At 33.8% G+C, this 24,047-nt stretch carries 23 protein-coding genes; 8 read left to right on the top strand and 15 right to left on the bottom strand.

Annotation, left to right across the window (positions count from 1 at the left end):
- Positions 1 to 3: 3 nt before the first annotated feature.
- Together A3GU_RS0105480 and A3GU_RS0105475 are read right to left on the bottom strand one after the other, a co-directional pair.
- Positions 4 to 225: a helix-turn-helix domain-containing protein gene (locus A3GU_RS0105480; protein WP_018366534.1), complete on the bottom strand. Its 222-nt coding sequence runs from the start codon at positions 223 to 225 to the stop codon at positions 4 to 6.
- 170 nt (positions 226 to 395) lie between these two features.
- Positions 396 to 1,379: a CPBP family intramembrane glutamic endopeptidase gene (locus tag A3GU_RS0105475; RefSeq protein WP_211205192.1), complete on the bottom strand. Its 984-nt coding sequence runs from the start codon at positions 1,377 to 1,379 to the stop codon at positions 396 to 398.
- Positions 1,380 to 1,663: 284 nt separating this feature from the next.
- On the opposite strand from A3GU_RS0105475, the gene A3GU_RS0105470 reads away from it, so the two are divergent.
- The 3 genes from A3GU_RS0105470 to A3GU_RS0105460 all read left to right on the top strand — a co-directional run bounded on the left by A3GU_RS0105470 (position 1,664) and on the right by A3GU_RS0105460 (position 3,679).
- A complete protein-coding gene (locus A3GU_RS0105470; RefSeq protein WP_018366532.1) occupies positions 1,664 to 2,101 on the top strand; it encodes a MarR family winged helix-turn-helix transcriptional regulator in 438 nt (145 codons plus the stop codon).
- Positions 2,098 to 3,036 (top strand): 2-keto-3-deoxygluconate permease, encoded by a 939-nt coding sequence (locus A3GU_RS09610; RefSeq protein WP_018366531.1) that lies wholly within the window; start codon positions 2,098 to 2,100, stop codon positions 3,034 to 3,036. The genes A3GU_RS0105470 and A3GU_RS09610 overlap by 4 nt, the downstream gene beginning before the upstream one ends.
- Positions 3,037 to 3,109: 73 nt before the next feature.
- The gene (locus A3GU_RS0105460) at positions 3,110 to 3,679 is read left to right on the top strand and encodes an NADPH-dependent FMN reductase (RefSeq protein ID WP_018366530.1); all 570 of its coding nucleotides are present in this window, start codon (positions 3,110 to 3,112) and stop codon (positions 3,677 to 3,679) included.
- A gap of 111 nt (positions 3,680 to 3,790) precedes the next feature.
- Here the strand turns inward: A3GU_RS0105460 and A3GU_RS0105455 are convergent, their stop codons facing one another.
- From A3GU_RS0105455 to A3GU_RS0105430, 7 genes are all read right to left on the bottom strand, one after another.
- Positions 3,791 to 4,159, bottom strand: a complete 369-nt coding sequence (locus A3GU_RS0105455; protein ID WP_018366529.1) for a TIGR02328 family protein — start codon at positions 4,157 to 4,159, stop codon at positions 3,791 to 3,793.
- A gap of 56 nt (positions 4,160 to 4,215) precedes the next feature.
- The gene (locus A3GU_RS0105450) at positions 4,216 to 4,992 is read right to left on the bottom strand and encodes an ABC transporter permease (protein ID WP_018366528.1); all 777 of its coding nucleotides are present in this window, start codon (positions 4,990 to 4,992) and stop codon (positions 4,216 to 4,218) included.
- Between the two features lies 1 nt (position 4,993).
- Positions 4,994 to 5,779 (bottom strand): ABC transporter permease, encoded by a 786-nt coding sequence (locus A3GU_RS0105445; RefSeq protein ID WP_018366527.1) that lies wholly within the window; start codon positions 5,777 to 5,779, stop codon positions 4,994 to 4,996.
- The gene (locus A3GU_RS10460) at positions 5,776 to 5,928 is read right to left on the bottom strand and encodes a hypothetical protein (RefSeq protein WP_018366526.1); all 153 of its coding nucleotides are present in this window, start codon (positions 5,926 to 5,928) and stop codon (positions 5,776 to 5,778) included. Before A3GU_RS10460 ends, A3GU_RS0105445 begins: the two co-directional genes overlap by 4 nt.
- Positions 5,929 to 5,931: 3 nt before the next feature.
- Positions 5,932 to 6,750 carry an ABC transporter ATP-binding protein gene (locus A3GU_RS09605; RefSeq protein ID WP_018366525.1) on the bottom strand — a complete coding sequence of 273 codons (819 nt, stop codon included), beginning with the start codon at positions 6,748 to 6,750 and terminating at the stop codon, positions 5,932 to 5,934.
- 177 nt (positions 6,751 to 6,927) lie between these two features.
- Positions 6,928 to 7,746: a DNA/RNA non-specific endonuclease gene (locus A3GU_RS0105435; RefSeq protein WP_018366524.1), complete on the bottom strand. Its 819-nt coding sequence runs from the start codon at positions 7,744 to 7,746 to the stop codon at positions 6,928 to 6,930.
- A 396-nt stretch (positions 7,747 to 8,142) separates the two neighbouring features.
- Positions 8,143 to 8,580, bottom strand: coding sequence for a GNAT family N-acetyltransferase (locus A3GU_RS0105430; protein ID WP_018366523.1), 438 nt, complete (start codon positions 8,578 to 8,580; stop codon positions 8,143 to 8,145).
- Between the two features lie 216 nt (positions 8,581 to 8,796).
- Between A3GU_RS0105430 and A3GU_RS0105425 the strand changes: the two genes are divergently transcribed.
- Entirely contained in the window at positions 8,797 to 9,696 is a 900-nt protein-coding gene (locus tag A3GU_RS0105425; protein WP_018366522.1) for a CPBP family intramembrane glutamic endopeptidase, read from the top strand.
- 184 nt (positions 9,697 to 9,880) lie between these two features.
- On the opposite strand, the gene A3GU_RS0105420 is transcribed toward A3GU_RS0105425, so the two are convergent.
- Positions 9,881 to 11,740 (bottom strand): glycerophosphodiester phosphodiesterase family protein, encoded by a 1,860-nt coding sequence (locus A3GU_RS0105420; protein WP_040805569.1) that lies wholly within the window; start codon positions 11,738 to 11,740, stop codon positions 9,881 to 9,883.
- Between the two features lie 554 nt (positions 11,741 to 12,294).
- On the opposite strand from A3GU_RS0105420, the gene A3GU_RS09600 reads away from it, so the two are divergent.
- Both A3GU_RS09600 and A3GU_RS0105410 read left to right on the top strand, forming a co-directional pair.
- Positions 12,295 to 12,933: a MarR family winged helix-turn-helix transcriptional regulator gene (locus A3GU_RS09600; RefSeq protein ID WP_018366520.1), complete on the top strand. Its 639-nt coding sequence runs from the start codon at positions 12,295 to 12,297 to the stop codon at positions 12,931 to 12,933.
- Position 12,934: 1 nt separating this feature from the next.
- The gene (locus A3GU_RS0105410; protein ID WP_018366519.1) at positions 12,935 to 14,719 is read left to right on the top strand and encodes an ABC transporter ATP-binding protein; all 1,785 of its coding nucleotides are present in this window, start codon (positions 12,935 to 12,937) and stop codon (positions 14,717 to 14,719) included.
- A gap of 479 nt (positions 14,720 to 15,198) precedes the next feature.
- On the opposite strand, the gene A3GU_RS09930 is transcribed toward A3GU_RS0105410, so the two are convergent.
- Positions 15,199 to 17,748, bottom strand: a complete 2,550-nt coding sequence (locus A3GU_RS09930) for a pneumococcal-type histidine triad protein (RefSeq protein ID WP_018366518.1) — start codon at positions 17,746 to 17,748, stop codon at positions 15,199 to 15,201.
- A gap of 9 nt (positions 17,749 to 17,757) precedes the next feature.
- Entirely contained in the window at positions 17,758 to 18,678 is a 921-nt protein-coding gene (locus tag A3GU_RS0105400; RefSeq protein ID WP_018366517.1) for a metal ABC transporter solute-binding protein, Zn/Mn family, read from the bottom strand.
- 181 nt (positions 18,679 to 18,859) lie between these two features.
- Here A3GU_RS0105400 and A3GU_RS0105395 point away from each other — a divergent pair, with 181 nt between their 5' ends.
- Complete coding sequence (locus tag A3GU_RS0105395; RefSeq protein WP_018366516.1) at positions 18,860 to 19,723, top strand: CPBP family intramembrane glutamic endopeptidase; 864 nt, start codon at positions 18,860 to 18,862, stop codon at positions 19,721 to 19,723.
- Between the two features lie 227 nt (positions 19,724 to 19,950).
- Here the strand turns inward: A3GU_RS0105395 and A3GU_RS0105390 are convergent, their stop codons facing one another.
- Together A3GU_RS0105390 and A3GU_RS0105385 are read right to left on the bottom strand one after the other, a co-directional pair.
- The gene (locus tag A3GU_RS0105390) at positions 19,951 to 21,861 is read right to left on the bottom strand and encodes a copper-translocating P-type ATPase (RefSeq protein ID WP_018366515.1); all 1,911 of its coding nucleotides are present in this window, start codon (positions 21,859 to 21,861) and stop codon (positions 19,951 to 19,953) included.
- A gap of 46 nt (positions 21,862 to 21,907) precedes the next feature.
- Positions 21,908 to 22,279: a cupredoxin domain-containing protein gene (locus A3GU_RS0105385; RefSeq protein ID WP_018366514.1), complete on the bottom strand. Its 372-nt coding sequence runs from the start codon at positions 22,277 to 22,279 to the stop codon at positions 21,908 to 21,910.
- Between the two features lie 638 nt (positions 22,280 to 22,917).
- Here A3GU_RS0105385 and A3GU_RS0105380 point away from each other — a divergent pair.
- Positions 22,918 to 23,811: an AcpB/EbpR/MafR family transcriptional regulator gene (locus tag A3GU_RS0105380; RefSeq protein WP_018366513.1), complete on the top strand. Its 894-nt coding sequence runs from the start codon at positions 22,918 to 22,920 to the stop codon at positions 23,809 to 23,811.
- Here A3GU_RS0105380 and A3GU_RS0105375 read toward each other — a convergent pair.
- The coding region (locus A3GU_RS0105375) for an integrase core domain-containing protein (protein ID WP_018366509.1) at positions 23,800 to 24,047 on the bottom strand (248 nt) is incomplete at its 5' end. The two genes, A3GU_RS0105380 and A3GU_RS0105375, sit on opposite strands and share 12 nt — an antisense overlap.

Here is a 24,047-nt window from a genome sequence, read left to right as displayed (position 1 = left end):
TAACTATTTCATAAAATCCGAATCATTATCTAAAAAAATATCGTCTACTGACACAGACAAAATATTAGCTATCTCTCTTAATTTTTCATACTTAGCGCGTCTAAGTACCTTAACATCCTTTTCATATCTCGAAATTGTACGAATCGAAATACCGGTCTGAACAGCAAGTTCTTCTTGCGTCATTTTACGTAATTGTCGTAGTTCTTTTAAAGTTAGTTGAGACACAGAACACCCTCCGAATTTTAGTTTATTAAATTATTATGATGCTTATATTATAATATTCGGTTTTTATGAAGTCAAGTGTTTTCCTTTTTTTATCGAAATTATTCCTATCTTTTTCCTACTATACACAAAAAAAGCTTATCCTAACATAAGCTTCTTAATCTATTTAAGCCCTAGCTAAACCACATTTGCTTAATATCAAAACTTTCTTGATTGTCAGTAATAGCTTTTTCATCTGTTTTTTCTCTTATTAACTGCCATGCCAAAATACTAATAGCAATAAGTAAGATAAAACTCGTTAAAAAACTCCCTTCAATTCCAAAAGCACCCCCTGAAACCCATTCTGGAGCACCAACTACAGTTTTAAAAGAAAGAAAAGATGCTCCTGTATAGGTACCACTCACGGCTATTCCAAAGATATTGCCCTGTGCAAAATTCCAGGCCCCATGAAGTCCAGCCGCTCCCCAGATATTATCTGTCTTAAGCATATAGAGAGCTATTAAGATACCAGATAAAATAAGGCCAACCAAGGTAAAGACTGTCATAAGATCATCCCCCCAGTGCAAGAAACTCAGCAGACTGCTTGAAATTGCAATAGCCATAACCAAATTACTACGTTTATTAATAATAGGTAAAAGCCAAGCGCGTAAAAGCACTTCCTCTGCTAAGCCTTGAATAAACCAAAAAGGAAGTAAGGATAGGACATAAAAAATTGTTGACAGCGAAAAATCAAGCCTTTCAAACTCTAAACCTCCAAAAAGATAAACGATACCTACAGATATAATTAAGAGAAAAGTCCCTAGACCCCCACCCTTGAGAAGCTCCTTAAACCAATTCTTTTTAAAAAAACCAAGGCTAGTAATTGAACGTTTTTCATACCACTTAACCCAGGCAAAACTAAGTAAAATTGTTATCACAAAGAGGCCTAATTCCAAGTGTAGGTTGGGAAAATACTTCAAGAAAGGATCAATACTACTAATATGTTCTCCATTAAGAAAAGTTTGACCCATAAAGAAGAAAGCTAAGAGAATCCAAGTAATAAAAATCTCTAAAGCAATAAAAACTGCAATCGCAAGACAACATAATAAAATAGTTAGCCAAGCAGGTAGCTTTTGGTAACGAGATGTGGGTAAATCTAAAATCTTTTTAGCCATCAGAGTTACTTCTCCTTCATTATTATACTTGAATGAATAAAGTTATAATACAATAAAAAAGATTAAAAAACAATAATGTTTCCCCATTAACTAGACAATTTTTTCAGGTATGTTAGCCACCCTCAAAAGTTCCTTATATATAGTTTTTATTTCTTATTTTTCTAGAAAACACTACCTTAATAAGAGCTGGAAAAAATCCTTACTTCTTTCCAGATCTAAAGCTTGTCAAGTCAAAGAAAATCTTGTAAACTATATACATAGCTACCTATCATTAAAAAGGAGTCTCTATGCGCTACAAGAATTTAATCTACCTTCTCAAACTTTTAGATTTAAAGTTTGAAAAACACTCCAGTCAGATTTTAAACCCCTTTAAATTAAGTCATACCCAATTTAAAATTATTAAATACCTTTATATACGAACTGGTCAGGTAACTATTCAAAAAGATATTGAAGACTATTTTCAACTATCCAATCCGACCGTAACCAATGTCCTGAAAAAGCTGGAACTACACGGCTGGCTTGAAAGACGTCCTTCTCCCAAGGATAGCCGACAAAATATATTAATCCTAACAGATAAGGCTTTAACGCATCAAGAGATTTTTAAAAGTGTTGCTCATGACCTAGAAGCAGGTCTTGTTAGTCGTCTCTCTAGTGAAGAACAAGAGATTTTAAGGATTCTACTGCGCAAAGCCTTAGAAATCCCAAATGATAAGGAGGAACAATGACACTAATTAACAAACTAACTCGCTTCAAAGGAAGCAATTTCTTAATTCCAATGTTTTTAACTGCTATACTAGCCACCTTTCTCCCAGCTGTCTTAAAGCTTGGCTTTCCCTTCAGTGGACTTTTTACCACTCAAGCAACCTTCTTTATTATTGCTGTCTTGTTACTGGTTTCAGGGATTAAAACTGACGTCAAAAAATATGCTGGTGTCTTAAAAAGTATCGGTCCTGTCTTATTAGTTAAAATTGCTATCGCTACTCTTTTGACATTAATTTGGAAAAGACTTTTTCCTGGACAAATCTTATTAGGGATTAATGCCGTTATCATCTGCGCTGTCTTAATGAGTTGTAATCCTGGAATGTATCTAGTTTTATTAGGTAAGTCTATTTCAGATAATGAAGAAAGCACCTTTTCTGTAATCAATCTCTTAATGCTCCCAGCCATACCACTAGTTATTTTAAGCATCGGAGAAAGTCATATTGACCTTGTAACTCCCATAATAGCTAACCTCCTTCCCTTTGGTATAGGAATTTTAATCGGTATGATGTATCCAGAATCCAAGAAGCAATTTCGGCCCTTATCCATGCTTCTCATCCCTTTTTTAGCAGTAACCTTCGGTGCTAAAATAAACCTTATTGTGGCTTTCCAATCAAGTTTATCAGGAGTATTATTGACCCTCATATTCTACCTAGCCATGGTTTTATCGGTGACTCTTTTTGACAACATCTGGAATAAACAAGCAGGACGCATGGCCCTATCCATGAGCTCTGTGGCAGCTTTTTCCATGTCTATTCCTCCTTTTGTCAGTCAATTTTTAAAAATAAGCCCTGCACAGATCATCCAGAGTATTGGACAAATAGCTTTTGCAGTAATTATATCAAGCTTTTTAACCCCATATTTATATGAAAAATGGGTTGATAAGAAAAGCATGTTCTAACCAAAAATCAGCTAGCTTAAAAACACAATTATCATAGCTAGCTATTGAAATAATAAAAGAAAGAAGAAACTATATGACACAAAGAAAGATTGGCATTATCCTAGGCAGCTTAAAAAAGACTTCCTATTCAAGAAAGCTAGCGCAAGCTATCGAAAAAATAGCCCCCAAAGACCATAAAATCACCATCATTGAAATCAAGGATCTTCCTCTATTTAATCCTGATAATGACAAAGATAATAACCGCCCTCAAGCCTATGAGGACTTCCGCAAAGAGGTAAAGGAGCAAGATGCTCTCATCTTTATTACTCCAGAATATAACAGAACTATTCCAGCAGCCTTAAAAAATGCCTTAGAAATCGGCTCCAGACCTTACGGACAAGTAGCTTTTGCCAAAAAGCCTTCCCTTATCATCAGCCAGTCCAATGGTAAATTAGGAGGCTTTGGTGCCAACCATCACTTACGTCAAAGTTTAGTCTACCTCGACACACCACTCATGCAACAGCCTGAAGTCTACTTATCTGAAGTACATACCCTTTTTGATGGAGAAGCCCAACTCCTCCCTGAAACTGAAGACTTTCTACGTTTTGTGCTAGACTCTTTTGACCACTTTGCAAGTAGCCTTTTAGCAAAAAAAGAGAACTAAACAATTACTGATCAGATAAAAAAGATAGTAAAAAACCTTTGCTTGATCTGCCTTCAATTTGAATCTAACATTCAACTTGAAGATAAAAGGTCAACCTAAGGTTTTTTGTTTTTAAAGGGTAAGATAGATATTCTTAGAAGCTAAGTTTTCAAGGCATTCTTGCAAATAAGCCTCATCATGTTCCAAATAAATTGGAAAAGATGTCGCTAAAGGCTCTAAATCTTTATAAGCTACCATATTTTTCCCCCGATAGTTCTTATCCAACCATTCTGGTGAAACCTGATAGCCTCTTTGAGACATTTCTTCCATGATTTTCAAATGATATTTATAGAGATAATAAGGAGAGTGTTCAAAGACATAGTCTACAGTACTATGCTTTTTCCCCCACCCCTTGCCCCGTAAGGCACAGCACTCACGGTGCTGGCCTAAAAGCTGATTACGAGGTAGCAGGGGAATTAGAGTTTCATGCCATAATCTCATTTTACTTTCCTCCTATAAGTATAAACTAGTAAAAAAATGAGTTCTTCTAGTGCTTATTATGATCCTGTTGATTGATAATTGTTTAAGCCGATTTTCCAAACAAGATAGACTGGTAGGACAAATAACTGTGCGAGTATTGGCAAGATAAGGAGTCGCTTATCTGAAGACTTGCCTATTAAATAAAGAAAGGGATAATACTGAACAAGAGCTAAGGGTATACAATAGGTTAGCATTTTTAAAACTTTTTTTCCATAAATTGAAAAGGGATATTGCCCAAATTCACGTCCACCATCAGTTAAAATATTCATAACTTCTAAGCCTTCTAAGGTAAAAAAGGATAAGCTTGCTACTAAGAAAAAAAGATTACAAAACATACCAACTGTTGCTAGAATCATCACCAACAGGGTAAATAAATGCCATAAATCCCAAGTAATAGGTAAACGCGGTAAAATATAGGCAAAAACTAAAAGAGCTTGCACCACCCTGCCTATTCGGGAAAATTCTATTTGAGAAGCAAGCACCTGCAAAACAATGGATTTTGGCCTTAACAAAATACGGTCAAACTGCCCATTACCAATCATATAAGAAAAATTGTCAAAGCCTCTAGCAAATAACTCTGATAAAGCAAAAGAAAGATTCATAATAGCTGCATTTAACAAAACTTCATATAAACTAAATCCCCCAATCCCCTGAAAACGTGATAACAAGAAAAAGATACCAAAAATAGTCATAAAAGTCGTTAAAAACTGACCTAAAATCAGAAACAAAAAGGAAGATATATGTTGAAGTTGGCTCTTTAACTGTATCTTGAAAAAAGAATAATATAAATTCATCTCACCCTCCCTGGATAACGACCTGTCCGATAGCACGACTAAGAAAAACTCTTCCTATAAGAATTAATATAAGCAACCAAAATAGTTGAGGAATAATAATCGTCCACTCCTGAATATGTCCACTATAGACCCTAAGAGGGATATTTTGCATGTAAGCAAAGGGCGTCAACTGAATTAATTTTTGCAGCCAATGAGGCAAAAAAGGAAGAGGAATAATAGCTCCTGTTAAAAATTCCCCAAGCGTTGTTACCAAAACCCTTATCCCCGTAGCTGATAAAAGATAAAAAACAGAGATATAGACCAAGATTAAAAAGGCAATAATCAATAACGCTGCTAAGACCAAAGTTATAAGAAATAAAATTGGTTTTTGAGGAAAATTGAGCCCATAAGGTTCTGGAATAAAAAATGGAATAATAAATAGAAGAAAACACCTTAATAAGGTTCGTGCTAATCGCATAGCAAGATTATTTGCAAACCAATTATTATAGAGATCTATAGGTCTTGCAAACTGATAAGCCACTTGTCCGCTAATAATATCCTCAAAAATACTATTGTCATAAATCCAGATAGCAAAAAGATTTAAGAGAGCCTGCTGAATCCATATATAATCACTCAGCTCTTTCATGGTCATAGGAAAAGCAGAGCTGTTATGCTTATAAAGAGTTTTAAACATTAGTATAAGAAGACTTCCCCAAGCAAATTGGGTCATAATCCCTGCTAGGGCTGCTGTCCGATAATGAATGGTCGAGATAAATCTAATCTTAAATATCCCCAAATAAGTCCTCATATATCAAACTCCTCATAAAGATTTACAACTAGTTCATCTGCTGTTGGTCTGGATAGTGCAATTGATTCCACATCTAAATAAGAAGAAAGTTTTGAAATAACTTGAGACTTACTGATGATAGTGTCATCATAGACGATGGTTTTACACATTGCCTAATCAGAAACGATGCTTACCCCCTCAATAAGAGGTAATTCCCCAGACCTGTAATGAACGATTAGCCGATTAAGATCACTATATTTTTCTTTAAGTGTCTCCATTGAACCATCTAACAGGATGCTACCTTTACCAATTAAAATTATCCTAGAAGACAAGGCTTCGATATCTTGCATATCATGAGTGGTTAAGATAACTGTTGTTTTTTGTTCTTGATTAATTTCTTTAATAAATTGCCTAACAGCTAATTTAGAAATGGCGTCCAAACCAATTGTTGGTTCATCCAAAAATAGGACGGATGGTTTATGTATTAAGGAAGCTGCAATTTCACACCTCATCCTTTGGCCTAAACTTAATTGACGTACTGGTACTTTGAGAAGGTCTCCTATACTTAGTTTTTCTGAAAGTAAGTCAATTTGCCTTTTATAAACCTTGTCATCAACATCATAAATATCTTTTATGGGCTGAAAAGAGTCCGCAACAGGAACCTCCCACCAAAGCTGAGATCTTTGTCCAAAAACGACACCAATTGATCTAACAAAGGCCTTACGATCCTTCCAGGGAACTAGGCCATTAATCTCACAATGCCCTTTATCAGGTACCAAAATACCACTCATGATCTTAATACTTGTACTTTTCCCTGCTCCATTAGGACCAATATAACCTACAATCTCCCCTTCTTTGATCTGAAAAGAGATATCATTTAAAGCCCTTATAGTCTCATAGTTTTTCTTAAATAAACTTTTACCTGTACTTATAAAACCTGCCTCTCTTTTAGCAATCTTAAATTCTTTGGAAATATGGTTTACCTCAATCATAAAGCCTCCTAAGCTTAATACCTAGTCCAAAAGGGACGGAGAATAATCATATCAGTTTAAAGGCCATTTTGCAAGCGCTATTTTAAAAAATAAAAGATTAAAAAAACTGACCTCTACAAACCTTACTTGACAGAGCAAGGTTTAAGGGGTCAGTCTATCACTTTATTATAGTTTTAATTAATTATTTTTTGTAAATGTTCCATTAAGGTAATTAATAGTATAACCGTTTGCTGTATTATAGACTAAAACTTTTTCATTTATTGTATTGTCTGAAGATAAAACAGAAACAAGTACGGCACGTGGAAGAAGTTCATCACCATTGTAAATTGGGCTTGCTTCGTAGTAAAGTTGGCCATCTTGATTATTTTCAAGCCAAGTTTGGGCTTTTTGTTCAGTGTAACGCATGCCACCTCGTTGATCCCTACCACCTACATTTTGTGTACGGGTTCCTGTAATAGCATTAACACGGAGGGCATCTCCACCTAAGCTATCTGCAATTAAATGGCTTCTATTCCAAAAATCTCCTTGATATGATAAGCCATTTAGCCAATCAATTCTGTATTTTTTATTCTTAGCATTTCCAGTCCAACCAGAAGGGTTTTCATTTGGACCAAATTTTTGTCTGATATTATAGCTAGCTGCGACATTTTGATAGGTTAGTGTTCCTTTAGCTGTTTGTGTCCGTCCTAATTCATCCAAGTTGCTATAGACAATTTTCCCTACTTCTGGGAAATCAGCTGGATTAATATCACTTTCTCCTAAAACCTTATAATAATTTGGATTAGCTTCAAAGGTCCAATCAAGAGCTTCTTGGAGATAAGCATTTGCATGTTTGCCAGAAACCTGATCAGCCTGAACAGTACTTGTAATGCCATCATTTAGATGAGAAGCTTGCCAACTTGATGGTAACGTTAGTAAACTAAAAGGAATTAATAATGTGAGAAGGGAGAGTTTAAGTGCTTTACGCGAAAAATGCTTTGTAATTGTTTCTTTCATATTTCTTACCTCTTTAAAATAAAAACGACAGTTAAAACAATAAGCGAACCGACCAAAATAGCCTCCTTTCAATTCAAGTTTAATCAGTTATACCTCCTCCCCTTATGATATGAGTAAAGCAACAAGGCTAACCTAACGAGAATTTATAGTACTATCATACACCTTTTCTAATGTTTTGACCGACTTTTATTAAAAAATAATAATATTAAATTTTTAATGTAAAAGATGGACTCATTGCAAGTTTTTTCAGCTAATAGCCATGAAAATTGCTGATTTTATGCTATTTTTACATTATTTTTTCTTTTATAAAACAAGATAAAAAACTTGAAACAATTGTCTAATTTTGGGTAACCAGATATTAACAAAGGACATTTTAAAGATAATTTTTAGTTATTTCTAATCTTGTAAGATCATATCCAGATGAGCAATATCATCTTCTAAATAAATATCTGAAACAGCCTTAAAACCAAAGGTCTCATAAAACTCCTGTAGATAGGCTTGGGCCTGAGCATGTAATTTAGCTTGAGGATACCTTTTCTTACTACTTGTGATAGCATGAGAAAGTAAGTCCCTACCCATACCAGTTCCGCGAAAATCCTTTGCTACGATTACTCTTCCTAGATGAACCAGATTTTTTTCCTGCTCAGGAATAAGGCGATAGTATGCCACTAGTCTTTGATTCTCCCAATTCATGGCATGCAAGCAGTTCAAATCATCCTCATCTACCTCTTGATAAGGGCAATTTTGCTCCACAACAAATACTGACACCCTCAATTTATAGATAGCAAATAAGTCATCTCTGCTTAGTTCTTTATAGCCTTTAATATGCCACATCATTTTTCTCCCTTCTTCTACAAGTAAACTATCTAAAATGCAACTCTTACTTATAATGCCCTCACTATACTTTAGTTTCTATAAGATGTCAATTTTCCTAATGCTTCATCTTATAACCTAGTTACTAAATGAAGGTTGACCTTTATTAGTTTAATTAGTATACTATTATGGTACAGTTATTATTTTAAAAATTAAATTAGAAAAAGGTAAAATAAAATGAATAAAAATAATGTACAAAAGACATTTGAGACTTTCTTGCTTCTCTTAACTATTTATATATTATGTATGTATGCTAGCCAGTACCTTGTTAACATTTTTAGTACTTTCAGAAGTGGAGGCCATATACAACAAGCTCTTACAAATGTAGAAGGTAGTGGAATTGGCTATCTATTAGGTATTCCTATTTCTTTGGCTTGTTTTGGTATATTCAAAAATAGAAAAAAAGTCTATTATGAACTAATCCACCACAAAAAGAAAATGACTCCACAAATTTTTTTATTTGCCATTGCTTATCTTTTGTCAATAGAGGCTATCGCACAGGCTACTACCCCTTTAATGGCAAAATCCTTTAATATCTTTCATCTAAGCTTGTTCCCATCAATTGAAGCTGTCCAGGCTGGCAATAATGGAGATTGGCTAATGCTATTATATGCTGGTTTATTGGGCCCCTTGTCTGAAGAGCTTATTTTCCGATTTGCAGGCTTACAATACTTTAAAAAGTATGGTAAGACCTATACAATTATTGTAACAGCAATTTTGTTTGGGATTCTTCAGGGCAATCTCCTACAATCTTTTCTAGCTATTTTAATTGGTCTGATTTTAGGCTATATTGCACTCGAATATTCTTTAGGTTGGACTGTTATATTACATATTTTTAGTAATTTCTTCTTGAATATTACTACTGAAATTTTTAATACTCCATTTTCAAATAGTTTAGGGGGGAAAATATTTGGCCTATGTATTATAATTACTTCTATCTTTGTACTATACTGGTTATTTAATCTCCGTTCAGAAATTAAAAACTATATTTGGGAAAATAAAGAGGAGAAGAAAAATTTTTCGGACACCTTTAAATCAGTATGGTTTTGGATTTTTTTAGCAATAATGTTAGCATAAAAAATTAAAATTTTTCCTGTATCCAATCTTAGCTTAGAAGAACAAGAAAAATGAGGATTAACTAAAAAGAGTCGAAATTCAAATGAAAATGCACAGTTAGAATTCTAACTGTGCATTTTCATTTGGCTTAATCTTTTTACTCTAACCTCTTTTCAGTCATTTATATAAAATTCCTACTTTTAATCTAGAACTGATTATTAAATAAGTTATTAATAAGAGTATCAATTTGTGATTGACTCATATTTTTCTTAAAAGTAGTTTTGACGTCTTTCACATGATCTGTAATGACACCATCCACTTTAGAATGAGAAAAGCTTTCAATAGATTCTGGAGTATTGACCGTCCAAACAATGGCTTTTTTATGAGCAGCATGAATTTCATCTATCTTTTCAGGGCTGGCTTCTCTTTCTTCCATAATCAAATAATCACCTTTAAGGTTCTTCAATTCTCCAGTCGCAAAATAATAGAGATATCCTGTTTTCATGTCTGGATAGTTACGGCTAATATATTGAATCAAAGAATAATCTAGAGATAAAAGGACTACCTGCTTGGTCATCCCTTTCTTTTTGACTTTTTTGATAACATCATCAACCATTTTTTGATCTGCTGTAGCTCCCTTTAACTCTGCAAAAACGCCTATCTTTCCTTTGGAAACATCTAAAATATCATCAAAAGTGGCAACGGGTTGTGATTTCTTACTAGAATCAAAGAGATTGGTAACCCTTAACTTTCTAATCTCTTTAAGGGTCATCTCTTGTGGTTTTTTGGAGACACCAGCAACCCTTGCAAAGTTAGCATCATGGTTAATGATATACTTATCATCCTTGGTTCTTTGAATATCAATTTCTACCCAATTGGCTTTTTCCTTGATAGCCTCTTTAATACCTTCTACTGTATTTTCAGCTCCTAGATCTCCACCTGCTCTATGTGCAATAATTTGTATACGATTAGGGCTTGTTGTAAACTCTTTAAAATAAGTAGAATAGACAAAGATTAGTAAAGCATTAATAATTAAAAGACTAATAAACAAGAGTAATCCTATTATTTTTGTTTTCTTTTTTACTTTTAAATATTTTTCTTCTCTGCTTAAGTGTGAGATTTTATCAGTAAACGAAAGGATAATAATTCCCCCATCTTCTTGATGATATTTATAAAAAAGCTTAGTTAAAATACCTATTAAGAAAGGAACTGATAAGAACACAAAATAAGTAATTAATTCCCAGATAGTAACAAGAGAAAAGAGTATCCAAGTCTCTTTTCTAATAGAACTAAGCGGAGGTATTATACTTAAAATCCAAATTCCTACTAAAGTAACGAGCAAAAGAAGTGTACATAAACTAATTAGTATAATAAGAGATAAAAAGTAATCTTTTAAGAAAGCCCGCCAATGTTTTTGCATGAGCTTTCGTGAATTTTTAAGAGCTTCTATAATTTTGTTTTCTTTAAGAATTAGAAAATGTAGAGTAAAAATATAAGTAAAACTAATAATTAAGAGGCCCAGCATAAACAAGGAATAGACTACTGAGTAAAAAGAGTTATCAAGAATAACAGATTTAATAAAGTTAGGAATTGCAAAATTTTGAAAAGCGGGTATTCCAATTCCAATCTCTGCTAAAGGAAGCATAATAGCGATGTAGCAAGCTAGAAGAATCCCTGCTGGAGTAAAGAAGTTTCGAATAGACCTTAAGCCAATTAAGAGAATATCCTTAATTTTCAAATTGAGATAGCCTTCTTTTATGAGCGCTGACATAACAACAAAGGCATTAATATCTATTGCGATAATAATAATTATCAAGACAAGGGCTAAGGATAAAACCGATATACCTTGAAAACTTAATAGGAAGGGGAAAATATCTCCACTGGAGAGATTAGTCCTACCACTACTATGGATCAAGTAATTGCTTATCCCTGTAAAAATGGGGAAAACAACGAGGAATATGATTAGTTTTGAGATGATTTGATACTTTGTATAAAGCCAAAGTATTCTCCCTAATAACAATAAATTATTTTTTTTAAGGTAAGTTTTTATTTTTCTTTCCTCCATTCTAGTAATAATGTGCAAAAGTTTAGAATAATATGTGAAAATATACTATTTCACTTAATATATTACCATGTTATGACTAAGAATTAACACTTTTTTCTATTTTTTATTTTTAGAAATTTTCTTCAGAAAGTGACTTTGACTTGCATATTAAGAGCTTTTTGAGAGCTAATCCCCTAAAACCAAAGCTAAATTTTAAATTAGTTTAAGTATAGTAACTAAACTCAATAATTTCTGTAGTGGAAATCACAGTTTCCACTGAAAAATAATATGAAATATCATATAAAAAAGCATAGACAACTTATTATAGAGTTAATAGATAAGTATACACTATTATTTTTAGTAAGAGTATCTATGATAATTAAATTGTACTAAAGAAGAAACTAATACCCTATTTAACTTATAGATATTTGAAATACTATTTTTCAATCATAATAACTCTCCAAAAGGAAGGGAAATATTTTTCAAAAAAATTAGTTAATTTATTGACAAACAAACTAAATAAGTTTATATTTAGTTTACTTGATTAAGTATGAACTAAATAAAAGAGGTGAACTATGTTAAAAGAAGATATTTTAAAACAAATTATTATGATTTCAAGAGAATCATTCTTAGTTTTTCTAAGTACTTATAATAAAAAGCTGGATAACAGTCTTGAAGCCCTAAAAATAATTGCAAAAGAAAAAAAGGTAACAGCTGGATATATTTCAGAAGCTCTAGATATTAGACCATCAAGTGTAACACAGATTATCAAAAAACTAGAAGCTCTGGGTATGATTAGGAGGGAAAAATCCCAAAAAGACGCCCGTGTAACCTTGATTATACTGACAGAAAAAGGTGAAAATTCCCTATATTTTCAGGATAAAGCAACCAAAAGTTTAATTGACATAATGTTTGATAACTTTACAGAAGAAGAGTTACAAGCCTTTCAAGTTTATTTGGATAAACTGGGTAATAATTTAACCAGTCCTGACTTTTTAGAAAATATTCAAGATATATTTGAACTAGAAAATAATTGGTCTACCTTTTCAAGTAGAGGAGCACAATTTAATAAAATACGTGAGAAATTATTTACTCATGAATCTCCCCAAAAGTATCAATTTAGTGACAGATTGAATCAAGAAAAATTTAATTATAGAGACTTTAGCCGTGATATCTTTGATTCCTTTGAAAAAGATTTTAAAGGAGAGAAGTAAGATGACCGAACACAACAGTGAGAGAAAATCATATGGTGCAGGAATTCGAGTAGAGGATACAAAATTTCAATTTAAGATTTTTAGTCGCTTAATTAAAAAGGCAAATCCAAGTTTGACTCTATTTTATATTGGATTATTATTTTTAGTTCTTTCATCTTCTATTCAGGTATATGTTCCAAAAATGGCTTCTAACTTGGTAAATCAATTTAAAACAGGAATTGATATAAAAACATTAATTTTTGTTGTGGGCTTATTTGTTTTATCGGCTATTCTAGCGGCTATTGGAGGAAGTATTCTAGGTATCTTTGGGGAAAATGTTATTAAAAACTTACGTCAACAAGTCTGGCAAAAGTTAATTATTTTGAAAATTCCATATTTTGATACTGTAAAATCAGGTGAATTGACTAGTCGTATAACCAATGATACCTCTCAAGTAAAACAGCTACTTACAGTCACTTTTCCCCAAACAATCGCAAGCATAGTTACGGTGATTGGAACTATTTATATGATGATTATAATGGACTGGCATATGAGTCTAGCTATGATTTTTGTAGTTCCCTTGGTTGTAATAGTCATAATTCCTATTATGTCTTTTGGGACCAAAGTTAGTCATCGCAGACAAGATATTATGAGTCGCTTTACAGGTATTATTACAGAAACCCTTTCAGAAATACGTTTAGTTAAGCTGTCTAACGCAGAAAAACAAGCTCAAAAAGTAGCCAATCAAGAGATAGATACTCTTTATCAGGTAGGACGTAAAGAAGCTATTTTTGATGCTACTATGCAACCCCTTATGATGATGCTCATGATGTCTATGATATTTGGACTCCTAGCTTACGGGATTCACCGTATTGCTATCGGTGAAATGGCTATTAGCACTTTGATGAGCTTTTTAATGTACCTCTTCAATCTAGTAGGTGCTCTACCTATTATCGGTAATCTAATGACAGAATTAGCTAAGGCAGCAGGGGCAACTAGGAGAGTTGACGAACTTTTAAAAGAAGATATCGAAGACTTTACATCAGGCCAGACTCTTGATTTAGCAGGTAAGGTCTTGGATGTTGATCATATTAACTTTGCTTATGAAGATAAACCTGAAGAAAAGATCTTAAAAGATATTTCTTTTGAAGCTAAACCAAACCAAATTATTGCTTTTGCTGGCCCTTCAGGTGGAGGGAAATCAACTATCTTTAGCTTGATTGAACGCTTCTACCAACCTCAATCAGGTAGTATTTCCTTTGAGAATGTTAAAATACAAGATATTCAACTAACTAATTATCGTAGTCAAATTGGGTTTGTGTCGCAAGATTCGGCTATTTTATCAGGAACCATTAGATATAATTTAACCTACGGTTTAGAAGAACACTTTACAGATGAGCAACTATGGGAAGTTTTAGAATTAGCTTATGCCAAGGAATTTGTCAAAAATATGGCAAAACAATTAGATACTGAAGTGGGAGAACGAGGAACCAAAATTTCTGGGGGGCAACGTCAAAGACTTGCTATTGCACGTGCATTCTTAAGAAACCCAAAAATTTTAATGTTAGATGAAGCTACGGCTAGCCTTGACTCTGAATCTGAAATGAAAGTTCAAAAAGCTTTGGAAAAATTAATGGTAAATAGAACAACTTTGGTTATTGCCCATCGTTTATCCACTATTATTAACAGCAACTGTATTTATTTTATTGAAAAAGGTGAAATTACCGGTACAGGGACACATAGGCAATTACTTGCAAGCCACCCTATTTACTCACAATATGTTACTGAACAATTCAAAGAATTCTAAAACTTAAAGAATAAACTAGTCAATTACTATTATTCAATTAAAATATTATGCTATTTATCTTGTAAGTAAAAGGTTCCTCAATAAATTAATAACCTATATTTACAAATTATAAACTTCTTAAGTTATTAAGCTCTTAAATTATTAATTTTATTATTTCTAAATACTACAAATCCCTTGTATAAAATACTATTTCAAGTAATAAAACTAGCTGAGATCCTCCTTTAATTATTCTTTTTAGCTCATATCCTTCTACCTTAGGGAGTTTCCCTTTGAACTTCTTAACAAGAGTTTAAGTAATTTTCTTATAATATAAGTGAGACTCGATTAGAAAACAGATAATCCTTCGTAGCTTATTATTACTTTATCTTTATAATTTAACATATGACAAACACCCCAGAAGTCAGATAAAAACTAACTTCTGGGGTGTTTGTTTGTTACATACTGACGCCTATGAACAGGGGCAGTATTAAATGTTCTCTTTAGTCTTCAGTGTTATCACTTTTTGGAGACGCACTAGCTACGCTACTAGCTGCAGGTTTTACATCCTTGTCACTTGAAGTATTTGCTGGAAGAGTCGCACTTGGTGCTTCTTGAGAACTTGCTTTATCCGCTGCAGGAGCACTAGAGGCTCTTGCTGGTTCACTTGGAACGACTGGGTTTGCTTTTGGAGTTACAGGTTCTGCTTGCTCTTGGACTTTTACTTTGTCAGAAGCAGCACTTAGTTTTGCTACTTGTTGCTCAGCTGCAGCAACTTGATCAGCAGTTAAATCTGAACTTAAGACCTCAATCTTTTTATCATTAACTAATTGTATATAGCCTTTTCCTGTTTTTTCTGTAACTTTTAAGGCATCAAATTCAAATTTGTATTTATCAAAGAAGCTAACTTTAACGGGAGTGCTAGCAAGAACCTCTTTTGCTGCTAAATTATTTTTATTATTCTCTAAATATTCATCAAACTCAACCATCGTTAATAGTGTCAGGTCTTTAGATAAAACAATCTCATCCTCTCCATTTACCCTGAATAGATAATCATCTCCGTCATTTCCGATTAAATATTTTGTATCCATATTGAAATGATACTTCTTATAAAACCAATCTTTATACTCTTTATCATTAACTCTATAGATATCTATTGTTTCAATAGTTTCAATATCCTTTACTATACTATTTCCATTTGAATCCTTAAAACTAATTTTTCTATTTGGTAAAAATGAAATAGTTGATGTAGGTATCTTATATTGTTTCGCATAACGAACAGCCTCTCCTAATAGTTCTTGACTATCAATTTTATATTGCTTGGCTGCTTCCTTAATAACTTTTAAATAAGGCTCTGTAGTATCAACTTCATTATCTTGCTTATTAAGCCAATCAAATGGCAAGTTGTTACGTTCTTCTTTATGCTCCATATAGTAAAGTGCTGTTGCTATAAAGTCTTCCGTACTATATTTAGTAAAATTTTTCCCCCTATCTGATGCCCATTCTGTTAACCATTTATAATCATAATAATGGAAGTGATTATGGTGAGGAACAACAAAGCTTCCATTTGCTATTTTAGAAGCATATAGAAGTGGAACAAGCGACTTAGGCATTTCTTCTGGCTTAACCCTTACTTCAGCTTTAATGTTAGCAAAGGAATTATCTTTAGAAATGTCTTTTTTATCCTTGTTATTAGCTTGTTTATTAAGGAATTCTTGCACTGCCTCTAGTTCACTACGTTCTAAGTCAACAAGTGGAAGATAATGCATGTGTGAATGTCCATTTACCACATGCTCTGCTACCACACCGTCACCATCTACCTTACGGATAGATTCTGGGCTAAAGACATAGCCATCATCTGTAGTATAAGGTTTACCATCTTTACCTAGGCCAGATTGTTTAATTTCTACACCATTAATGATAATTGGTTTTTCAGTTTGACTTGGCTTACTTGGTGTTACACTAGGAATATTCCCTCCATTTAGGAAGGCTTCTGCTGCTTCAATTTCAATACTATTCAACTGATTAAAGGGAATGATATGGAAATGATCACCATGAGGAATAACGTAGCCAAAGCTATTACGTTTAGTTACTTGTCGAGGATTAAATACAAGTCCATCAGCTTCTCTATGACGTTGATTTTCTGGCATTCTATCCCATGCTGCTAAAGCATCAGCAGCATGCCCACCATTATGAGATGTTCCCCCTGGAATAGGACCATTGCCTGGTTGATAATGGCTATTTCCTAAAGGCTGATGATGAACAGTTGGGAAAATAAATGGCTTGTTGTCTCTTGAGTGAACAATAGGTTCTGCGATTTGCTTACTTGGACTCTTTCCATGGAGATACTCATTAGCAGCTTGCAATTCCCAAGGAGCTAAATCAGCCTTAGGCACATAATGGAAGTGATTACCATGTGAAACAATAAAGGCATCCCCTGTATCTTGAATGATACTTTCAACAGTGAAAACATAACCATCATCTGTTGTATAACGACCAGATCTATCACGAGAAACTGTTGTTGCACCATTTGAAGAGCCATGATGTCCAGCTTTACCATTGGATTTTCTTTGTTCTTCAACTTCTGCTTTAGTACGAACATTCTTAGCGTGGGCTGGGTCTTTGAGATAGAGGTAATAGTTACCATTTACTTTAATAATATAACCATCACGGTGATCACTAATGATATCTGCTTTGTTTAGCTTATAATTAGGATCCTTCATGACAAGTTCTTCACTGATAATAGCGTCAAAAGGAATTTTCCCATTATAGTAATGGTAATGGTCTCCATGAGAGGTTACATAGCCATCATCTGTTATTTTAATAACAATCTGTTCAGCTGAGATACCTTCTTTTGCGCTGATTTCATCTGGTGTTAAGTTTTCTTTTTTAGTATCAACATGTTTTGATTTTTTGCTATCAACATAAGCGATACGGTTATTGTCTTTGGCTGACTTAGCTTGATGCATGCCAAGTTGGTAACCAGAGACACCAATGGCTAGCGCAGCTGCTGCCGCACCACCAATACCAAGGATTACTTTTTTCTGTTTCATTCTTTCTCCTTATTTTAGTGATTTGAGTAGAATTTTTAAGTTTTCTTCTACATTTTCCAAGTAGCTTAAATTATTATTAGGATCAGCTTCTAATGGGCTTAAGGTTTTAACCTTAGCTCCTGTACTTTTAGCTACTGTCTCTGCAATTTTTGAAGAGGTATTTTTTTCAATAAAAATCGTCTTCACCTTATATTGTTTAACAAATTTTTGAATTTCAGCTAGCTGACGTGATGTTGGTTCTTGATCAGGAGAGATACCTGCTATTCCTAATTGCTGAAGACCAAAACGCTTAGCTAGATATGAAAAGGCTGTATGTTGGGTTACAAAATATTTAGAAGGGACCTTCTTAAATTTAGGTTTATATTTTTCAACCAAGGTATTAGCTTCTTTGCTGAGCTTGTCTGCATTTTTTTGATAGCTATCTGCATTTTTTTGATCTACTTTTGACAAGGCCTTGGCAATTAATTGAGCTTCTTCAGCAACCTTAACAGGATCATTCCAGGTATGAGGATCATAAAGAGTTGCTTCATCAACACCTTGAGTCACTTCAACATCTTCTAAACCTCTTACTCTGTCTAAGTCCATTCCTTTTGAGGCTTCAATGACCTTAACCTTAGATTTTTTTAGATTAGCATCTAAATCCCCAGCCCAGCTTTCTAACGTATGAGAATGATAAACAAAGACATCAGCATCATGAATAGCCTTAACATCAGATACTGATGGTTCAAAGGAATGAATCCCTGAACCTGATTGAATCATACGAACATCATTAATATCGCCAGATACTTCCTTAACCATAGCATAGATAGGATAAAAACTGGTAACAATTTTTAGACCCTTAGCTTGCTGGGGTTTGGCTTGGCATGCCGACAAGAATACTAAAGGCAGTAGCAATAAAACTACACTCTTTAACCATTTGTTTACTTTCACTCACAAACTCCTTAACCGTTTAATTTACTGGTTAATTATATGCCTAAAAAACTGCTATGTCAATCTTTTTTCTTAAATTTCTTTCCTATTTTTTTAATAACATAAAAAAATAATAGTGACAGGGACCTTAGTGTCTGGTATAATCAAAAAGTAAAATTAAATTTATGAAGGAGTTCTAAATATGAACAACGACTCTTTAGTCAAAAAACAAAGCTTATTAAAAACTATTGTAATAGTAATTGCTGCAATACTTCTTCTAATTGTAGCTCAATTAATAGCATCCCTACCTTTTATTGGCTTAGCCCAATTAGGATATAGAACACCTCAAAATATCGCAGATGTGTTAATCCCTATCCTATATGCTCTTGTTACCATTACCAGTGTGTGGTTTATCTGCAATAAAATCTTAAAAAGTAACCTTTCTGAATATCGTATAAGTAACTTTAAAATAAGAAAAGAAGGAGTCTTTCTAGCCTTTCTCTTACCAATTGTTGTTATATTACTTTTTACTTTATTAGTTCCTGGAAACTTAGTGGTGGAAAAAATCAACGGCAATGGCTGGATAACTTTATTTACAGGTTTTCTTGAAACCGGTATTGTAGCAGCTATTGTAGAAGAAATATTATTTCGTGGTCTAATCTTACGTACATTGGAAAATTATTCAAGTAAGATAACAGCTGCAATAATTTCTGCATTTGCTTTTGGAGCAGTACATGTACTTACTGCTGGGCTCCCACTATTAGATACAGTTCTAGCTATTATAGGTATTATGTGTTCCGGAGTTTTCTTTGCTCTAGTTGCTCAAAATACTAATAGCATTTGGACTGGGGTGCTTATTCACTGCGTTTGGAATACGATTGATACATCCGTTTTCCCAGTTAGTTTACATGCAAAGGATTACCAAGTGCCATTTAACTATATAATGACTTCAAAATCAACTCTTTTAACAGGAGGAGGTTATGGGATTGAAGCATCTATTATCTGTGCTTTAGTATTTATTCTTTTAACTATTGCCTTAGTTAAGAAAAAAATCAAGTTAAACTAATATAGCCTTACCCTAACAACCTTAAAGCCACCCTATTACAAGGGAGGCTTTTTTACTATTCTTTATTTATGCTTATCTAATGAAGGCTTTTATCGTTTCTTACATCTATTAGACTTTTAATCCCTTATCTTGCTTTAAACAGTTCCCAGCCATTTCTTACTTGAAACAGAGATAAAGCAACACGAAAAGTATAAACAAGTAAGTAAAAGATTGTTCTTACTACATTTTTAATCTGATAGACTAACATAGTTTAATAATAAGGAGTTAAAAACTACTGATAAAGAACTAAAAGCCATTGCTAGACCTGCTAGTTCAGGAGTCATTCTAACGCCCAAGCCTATAAAACAACCAGCTGCAACCGGAATCCCAATAAGATTATAAATCAAGGCCCAAAAGAGATTGGTTTTGATCCGTCTAAAGGTTTTTGTACTGATTTGGATAGCCTTAACTACATCCCTTAAATCATTTTTAATGAGGACAATTTCTCCAGACTCGATAGCAATATCTGTTGCGGATCCCATTGCAATCCCGACATCAGCTACCGATAAGGCTGGCGCGTCATTAATCCCATCTCCTACAAAGGCAACCTTATGTTGAGACTGTAATTCTTGTATTTTGTGGGCCTTTTCTTCTGGTAAGACCTCTGCAATCACGTGATCAATGCCAACTTGATCAGCTATGACCTTGGCCACTTTTTGATTATCACCCGTCAACATAATGGTCTGTAAACCACGCTTTTTCAAGGCTGTGATGGCTGCTTGAGCCTCTTGTTTAGCCTGATCCTGAATAGCTATCAGCCCTAAAACTTCCTGGCCTTCAGCTACTAGGAGAGCTGTTTTGGCTTGTTCTTGCAGCTCTACCATTTGCCTTTCTAAATTCTTAGAAAGGGTCATTTCTGCCATCAGTTTCACATTACCAGCAAGAACCTGCTTTCCCTTATAAAAGCCACTAATTCCTTTTCCCTCAATAGCCTTAAAGTCAGAAATAGCCTCTGTAACCGCTCCTTTTTCCTTGGCAAAATCAAGTACAGCACTAGCTAGGGGATGCTCAGAAGACGCTTCTAGGGCAGCTGCAATTTCTAAAACCTTATCTTTTTGGCCCACTAAATCTGTTACCCTAGGCTTTCCTTCAGTGATCGTTCCTGTTTTATCAAATACAATGGTGCTTATCTTTTCAACTTCTTCTAAAACGCCAGCATTTTTAATCAATATTCCTAATCTGGCACTTCTGGCTGTCCCCACCATTAAAGCTGTCGGAGTTGCCAAACCTAGAGCACAAGGACAAGCAATAACCATTACTGATACAGCATACAAAAGAGCTGAAACCAAGCTAGCATCTAAAAAGAGATACCAGACCATAAAGGTCAGAATGGAGACTATTAAAATAAGTGGGACAAAGATATCAGATATTCTATCTGTAAGCTTTTGGATGGGAGCATGACTTGTCTGTGCCTTTTTAACAAAGTCCACAATTTGAGCTAGCATAGTATCACTACCCACTTTTTCAGCTCGAAAAATAAGACTTCCATTGGTATTAATAGTAGAACCAATGACCTTGTCTCCCACTGATTTGCTTAGAGGCATGCTTTCACCCGTAACCATCGACTCATCAATACTTGAATGACCCTCTACAATTTGCCCGTCCACTGCTATTTTCTCTCCTGGTTTAACCCGCACTAAGTCTCCAACTTGAACACTAGCAATAGGAATCTTTATAGGTTTACCATCTCTGATGACTTCTGCATCTTTGGCCTGCAAATCTAATAATTTTTCAACAGCACTCGAGGCCTTTTTGCGCATCTTTTCTTCAAACACCTGACCCAACAAGACAAAAACAATAATGTAGGCCGCACTCTCAAAATAGACAGCTTGACCTTTGATAAGGGCAAAAACACTGTAAAAATAGGCAAGAGAAGTTCCTACCGCAATTAAGGTATCCATATTGGAGTGGTGCTTCTTAAAGGAAGCCCAGGCACTCTTAATAAAAGGCCAGGCACTTAGGGACATGATAATAGTGGTTAATATAAAGCTTAGCCAACTATGATATGCTTTCATACCAGTAAAGAGCATCTCTATCATAAAATAGAGCATGGGAAGTGCTAAAACAAATGATATCCAAAAGCGTCTTTTTAAGGACATATGCTTCTCCTTAGTTTTGTGATTAGTCTACTATTATAGTATTCTACTATTCTACGATAAGTTTTCCCTTAAACATATTCATGCCACAGGCAAAGCCATATTCACCTTCCTTATCAGGATGGATAGTAACAAGTGTCTTTTCTTTTAGAGGAAGATCCTTGTGGATACCAAAATCAGCCAAGACAATCTGATCCAGACAGCTTGATGGATCCTTGCGATAAAAAGTGAGCTTGGCAGGCAGACCCTTCTTCAAGATGATAGTTTCAGGGCTATAACCACCATTTACTTCTATTTCTATTTCTTGTACCTTACCTCTGATGACTGACTTTTCACTTACTTTATGATGATTGACAAAAAACCACCAAACAATAAAGGCAATAAGCCCCAAACCAAGAAGTGCAACGCCTATTTTTTCCATAGTAAATTCCTTCCACTATAATAAGACATAAAGAGTATTTTTAAAATAGCTTACTTAGTTTCTTAGCCTTTATCTACAAGCTAAGTTCTTAATTATAGTTTACATCCGTAGACGTATTTTGTCAATGCTAGAAAAGCTTGTGGTTCTCTTGCTAGATGAGGAAATAAACTCATACTGATAGTGTCATACTATTTATTTATGCATACTCTATGCACAAAAGTAGACAATACTTTTTAGTCTAAGCTTATGCTGTCACTTATGACTTTTCATCAAAAAACACTAACCCTAAGGATTAGTGTTTCCTCGTCTATTGACGTACGTTTAGACTTATAACCTCATATCAGATTCTTAACAAACTTAACTAATAATTTCTTACAAACTAAAATTGTGATCATACAATCGTATTTATTGTGTGGAGAGATAGGAAACTTTTCATATGGTCTAGAAATTTTGGTTAAAAAATTATTAGAATTTGTGAATCCTTTATATCAGGTTACATTGTCAAATATATCATTAATCTAACAATGATGTTGCTCTATTTTTTCTTATAGACTGTAAAATTAAGTACTCTTGCCTTTTTACTATTTTTAATTATATTATATTATATAATTAAGCAATAAATAATTTTGGAGAATGTTATGAGAAAACTTTTGTCAAAACAGCATCAACGACAAATTGAAATTATTGAATACTTAAAGCAACAAAATGATAACATTCCTATCAGTAAGATTGCTTGTGCGATTGGATGTTCAACTAGAATTATTCATGAAGATTTTCAAAAATTTAAAGATCTCGAAAAAGTATTTTTGATTTCAAGTAATAACGCCGGAGTTAAGCTAGAATTTAAAAAGGATGCTAGCATGGAGGCTATCTACTATTATTTCATTTCGGAATCACTTGCTTTTAGATTATTAAAAGTCCTCTTTTTTCAAAACTTTACAAATCGAGAAGATTTGTGCAGTAAATTGTTTATCTCACGTAGTGCATTGGGGATGTTAATTGAGCAGATAAACCTTGTCCTCAAAGAAAACTACCACATTACCATTGATAAACAACAGCTCAATTTTACTGGATCTGAAAAACAAATCAGACTCTTCTTTCTTAGGCTGTTTTATGATAGTTCTCCTAAGGAGACTTGGGACTTTGGTGATTATTGTGTTCGAAAGACCATTTTTAATTACATTAATCAGTTTTACCTTTATCTGACAGGTTATGAAGACCAGATTGAATCCTTCCAATTGACCACTCTGAGTTTAATTAACTGGATTAGGTATCAACAAGGCTATAGTATTAGTCCAACAGAATTTGATAGCCATAGGCATATCATTGATTTCTTAATTAGCATGGACAATAAGAGTATCCAGCAAGATTTTTCTGAAATTTTCCATTTAGACTTCTCGGAAGAAAGTTTACTACAGGTCTTCTTTCCCTTTATTTCTGATAAACTTGTCTACTCTAATATCTCAAATGTCATTAATGAAAAGGCAACACTTTTCTGTACAACATTTATAAAGTGTTTTCTAGGCAATTAATCTTTTAGTCATTGGTGTTTGATAGTTGAGACTACCATGAATGCGGTGGTAATTCCACCAATGAACATAGTCTTTAGTCTTAAGAGCTAGTTCTTCCAGCGATTGAAAAGTTTCTTGATAAACAAATTCAATTTTGAAAGCACGATACGTACTTTCAGCTACGGCATTGTCATAAGGACAACCAGCCTGACTAAGCGAACGTGTGATTCCAAAGGCTTCCAATATTTCATCAATTA

Source organism: Streptococcus didelphis DSM 15616, from assembly GCF_000380005.1.
In the GTDB taxonomy this organism is placed as follows: Bacteria; Bacillota; Bacilli; order Lactobacillales; family Streptococcaceae; genus Streptococcus; species Streptococcus didelphis.
The sequence above is the reverse complement of the archived record's forward strand: the minus strand, read 5'-3'. Positions and strand labels throughout refer to the sequence as shown.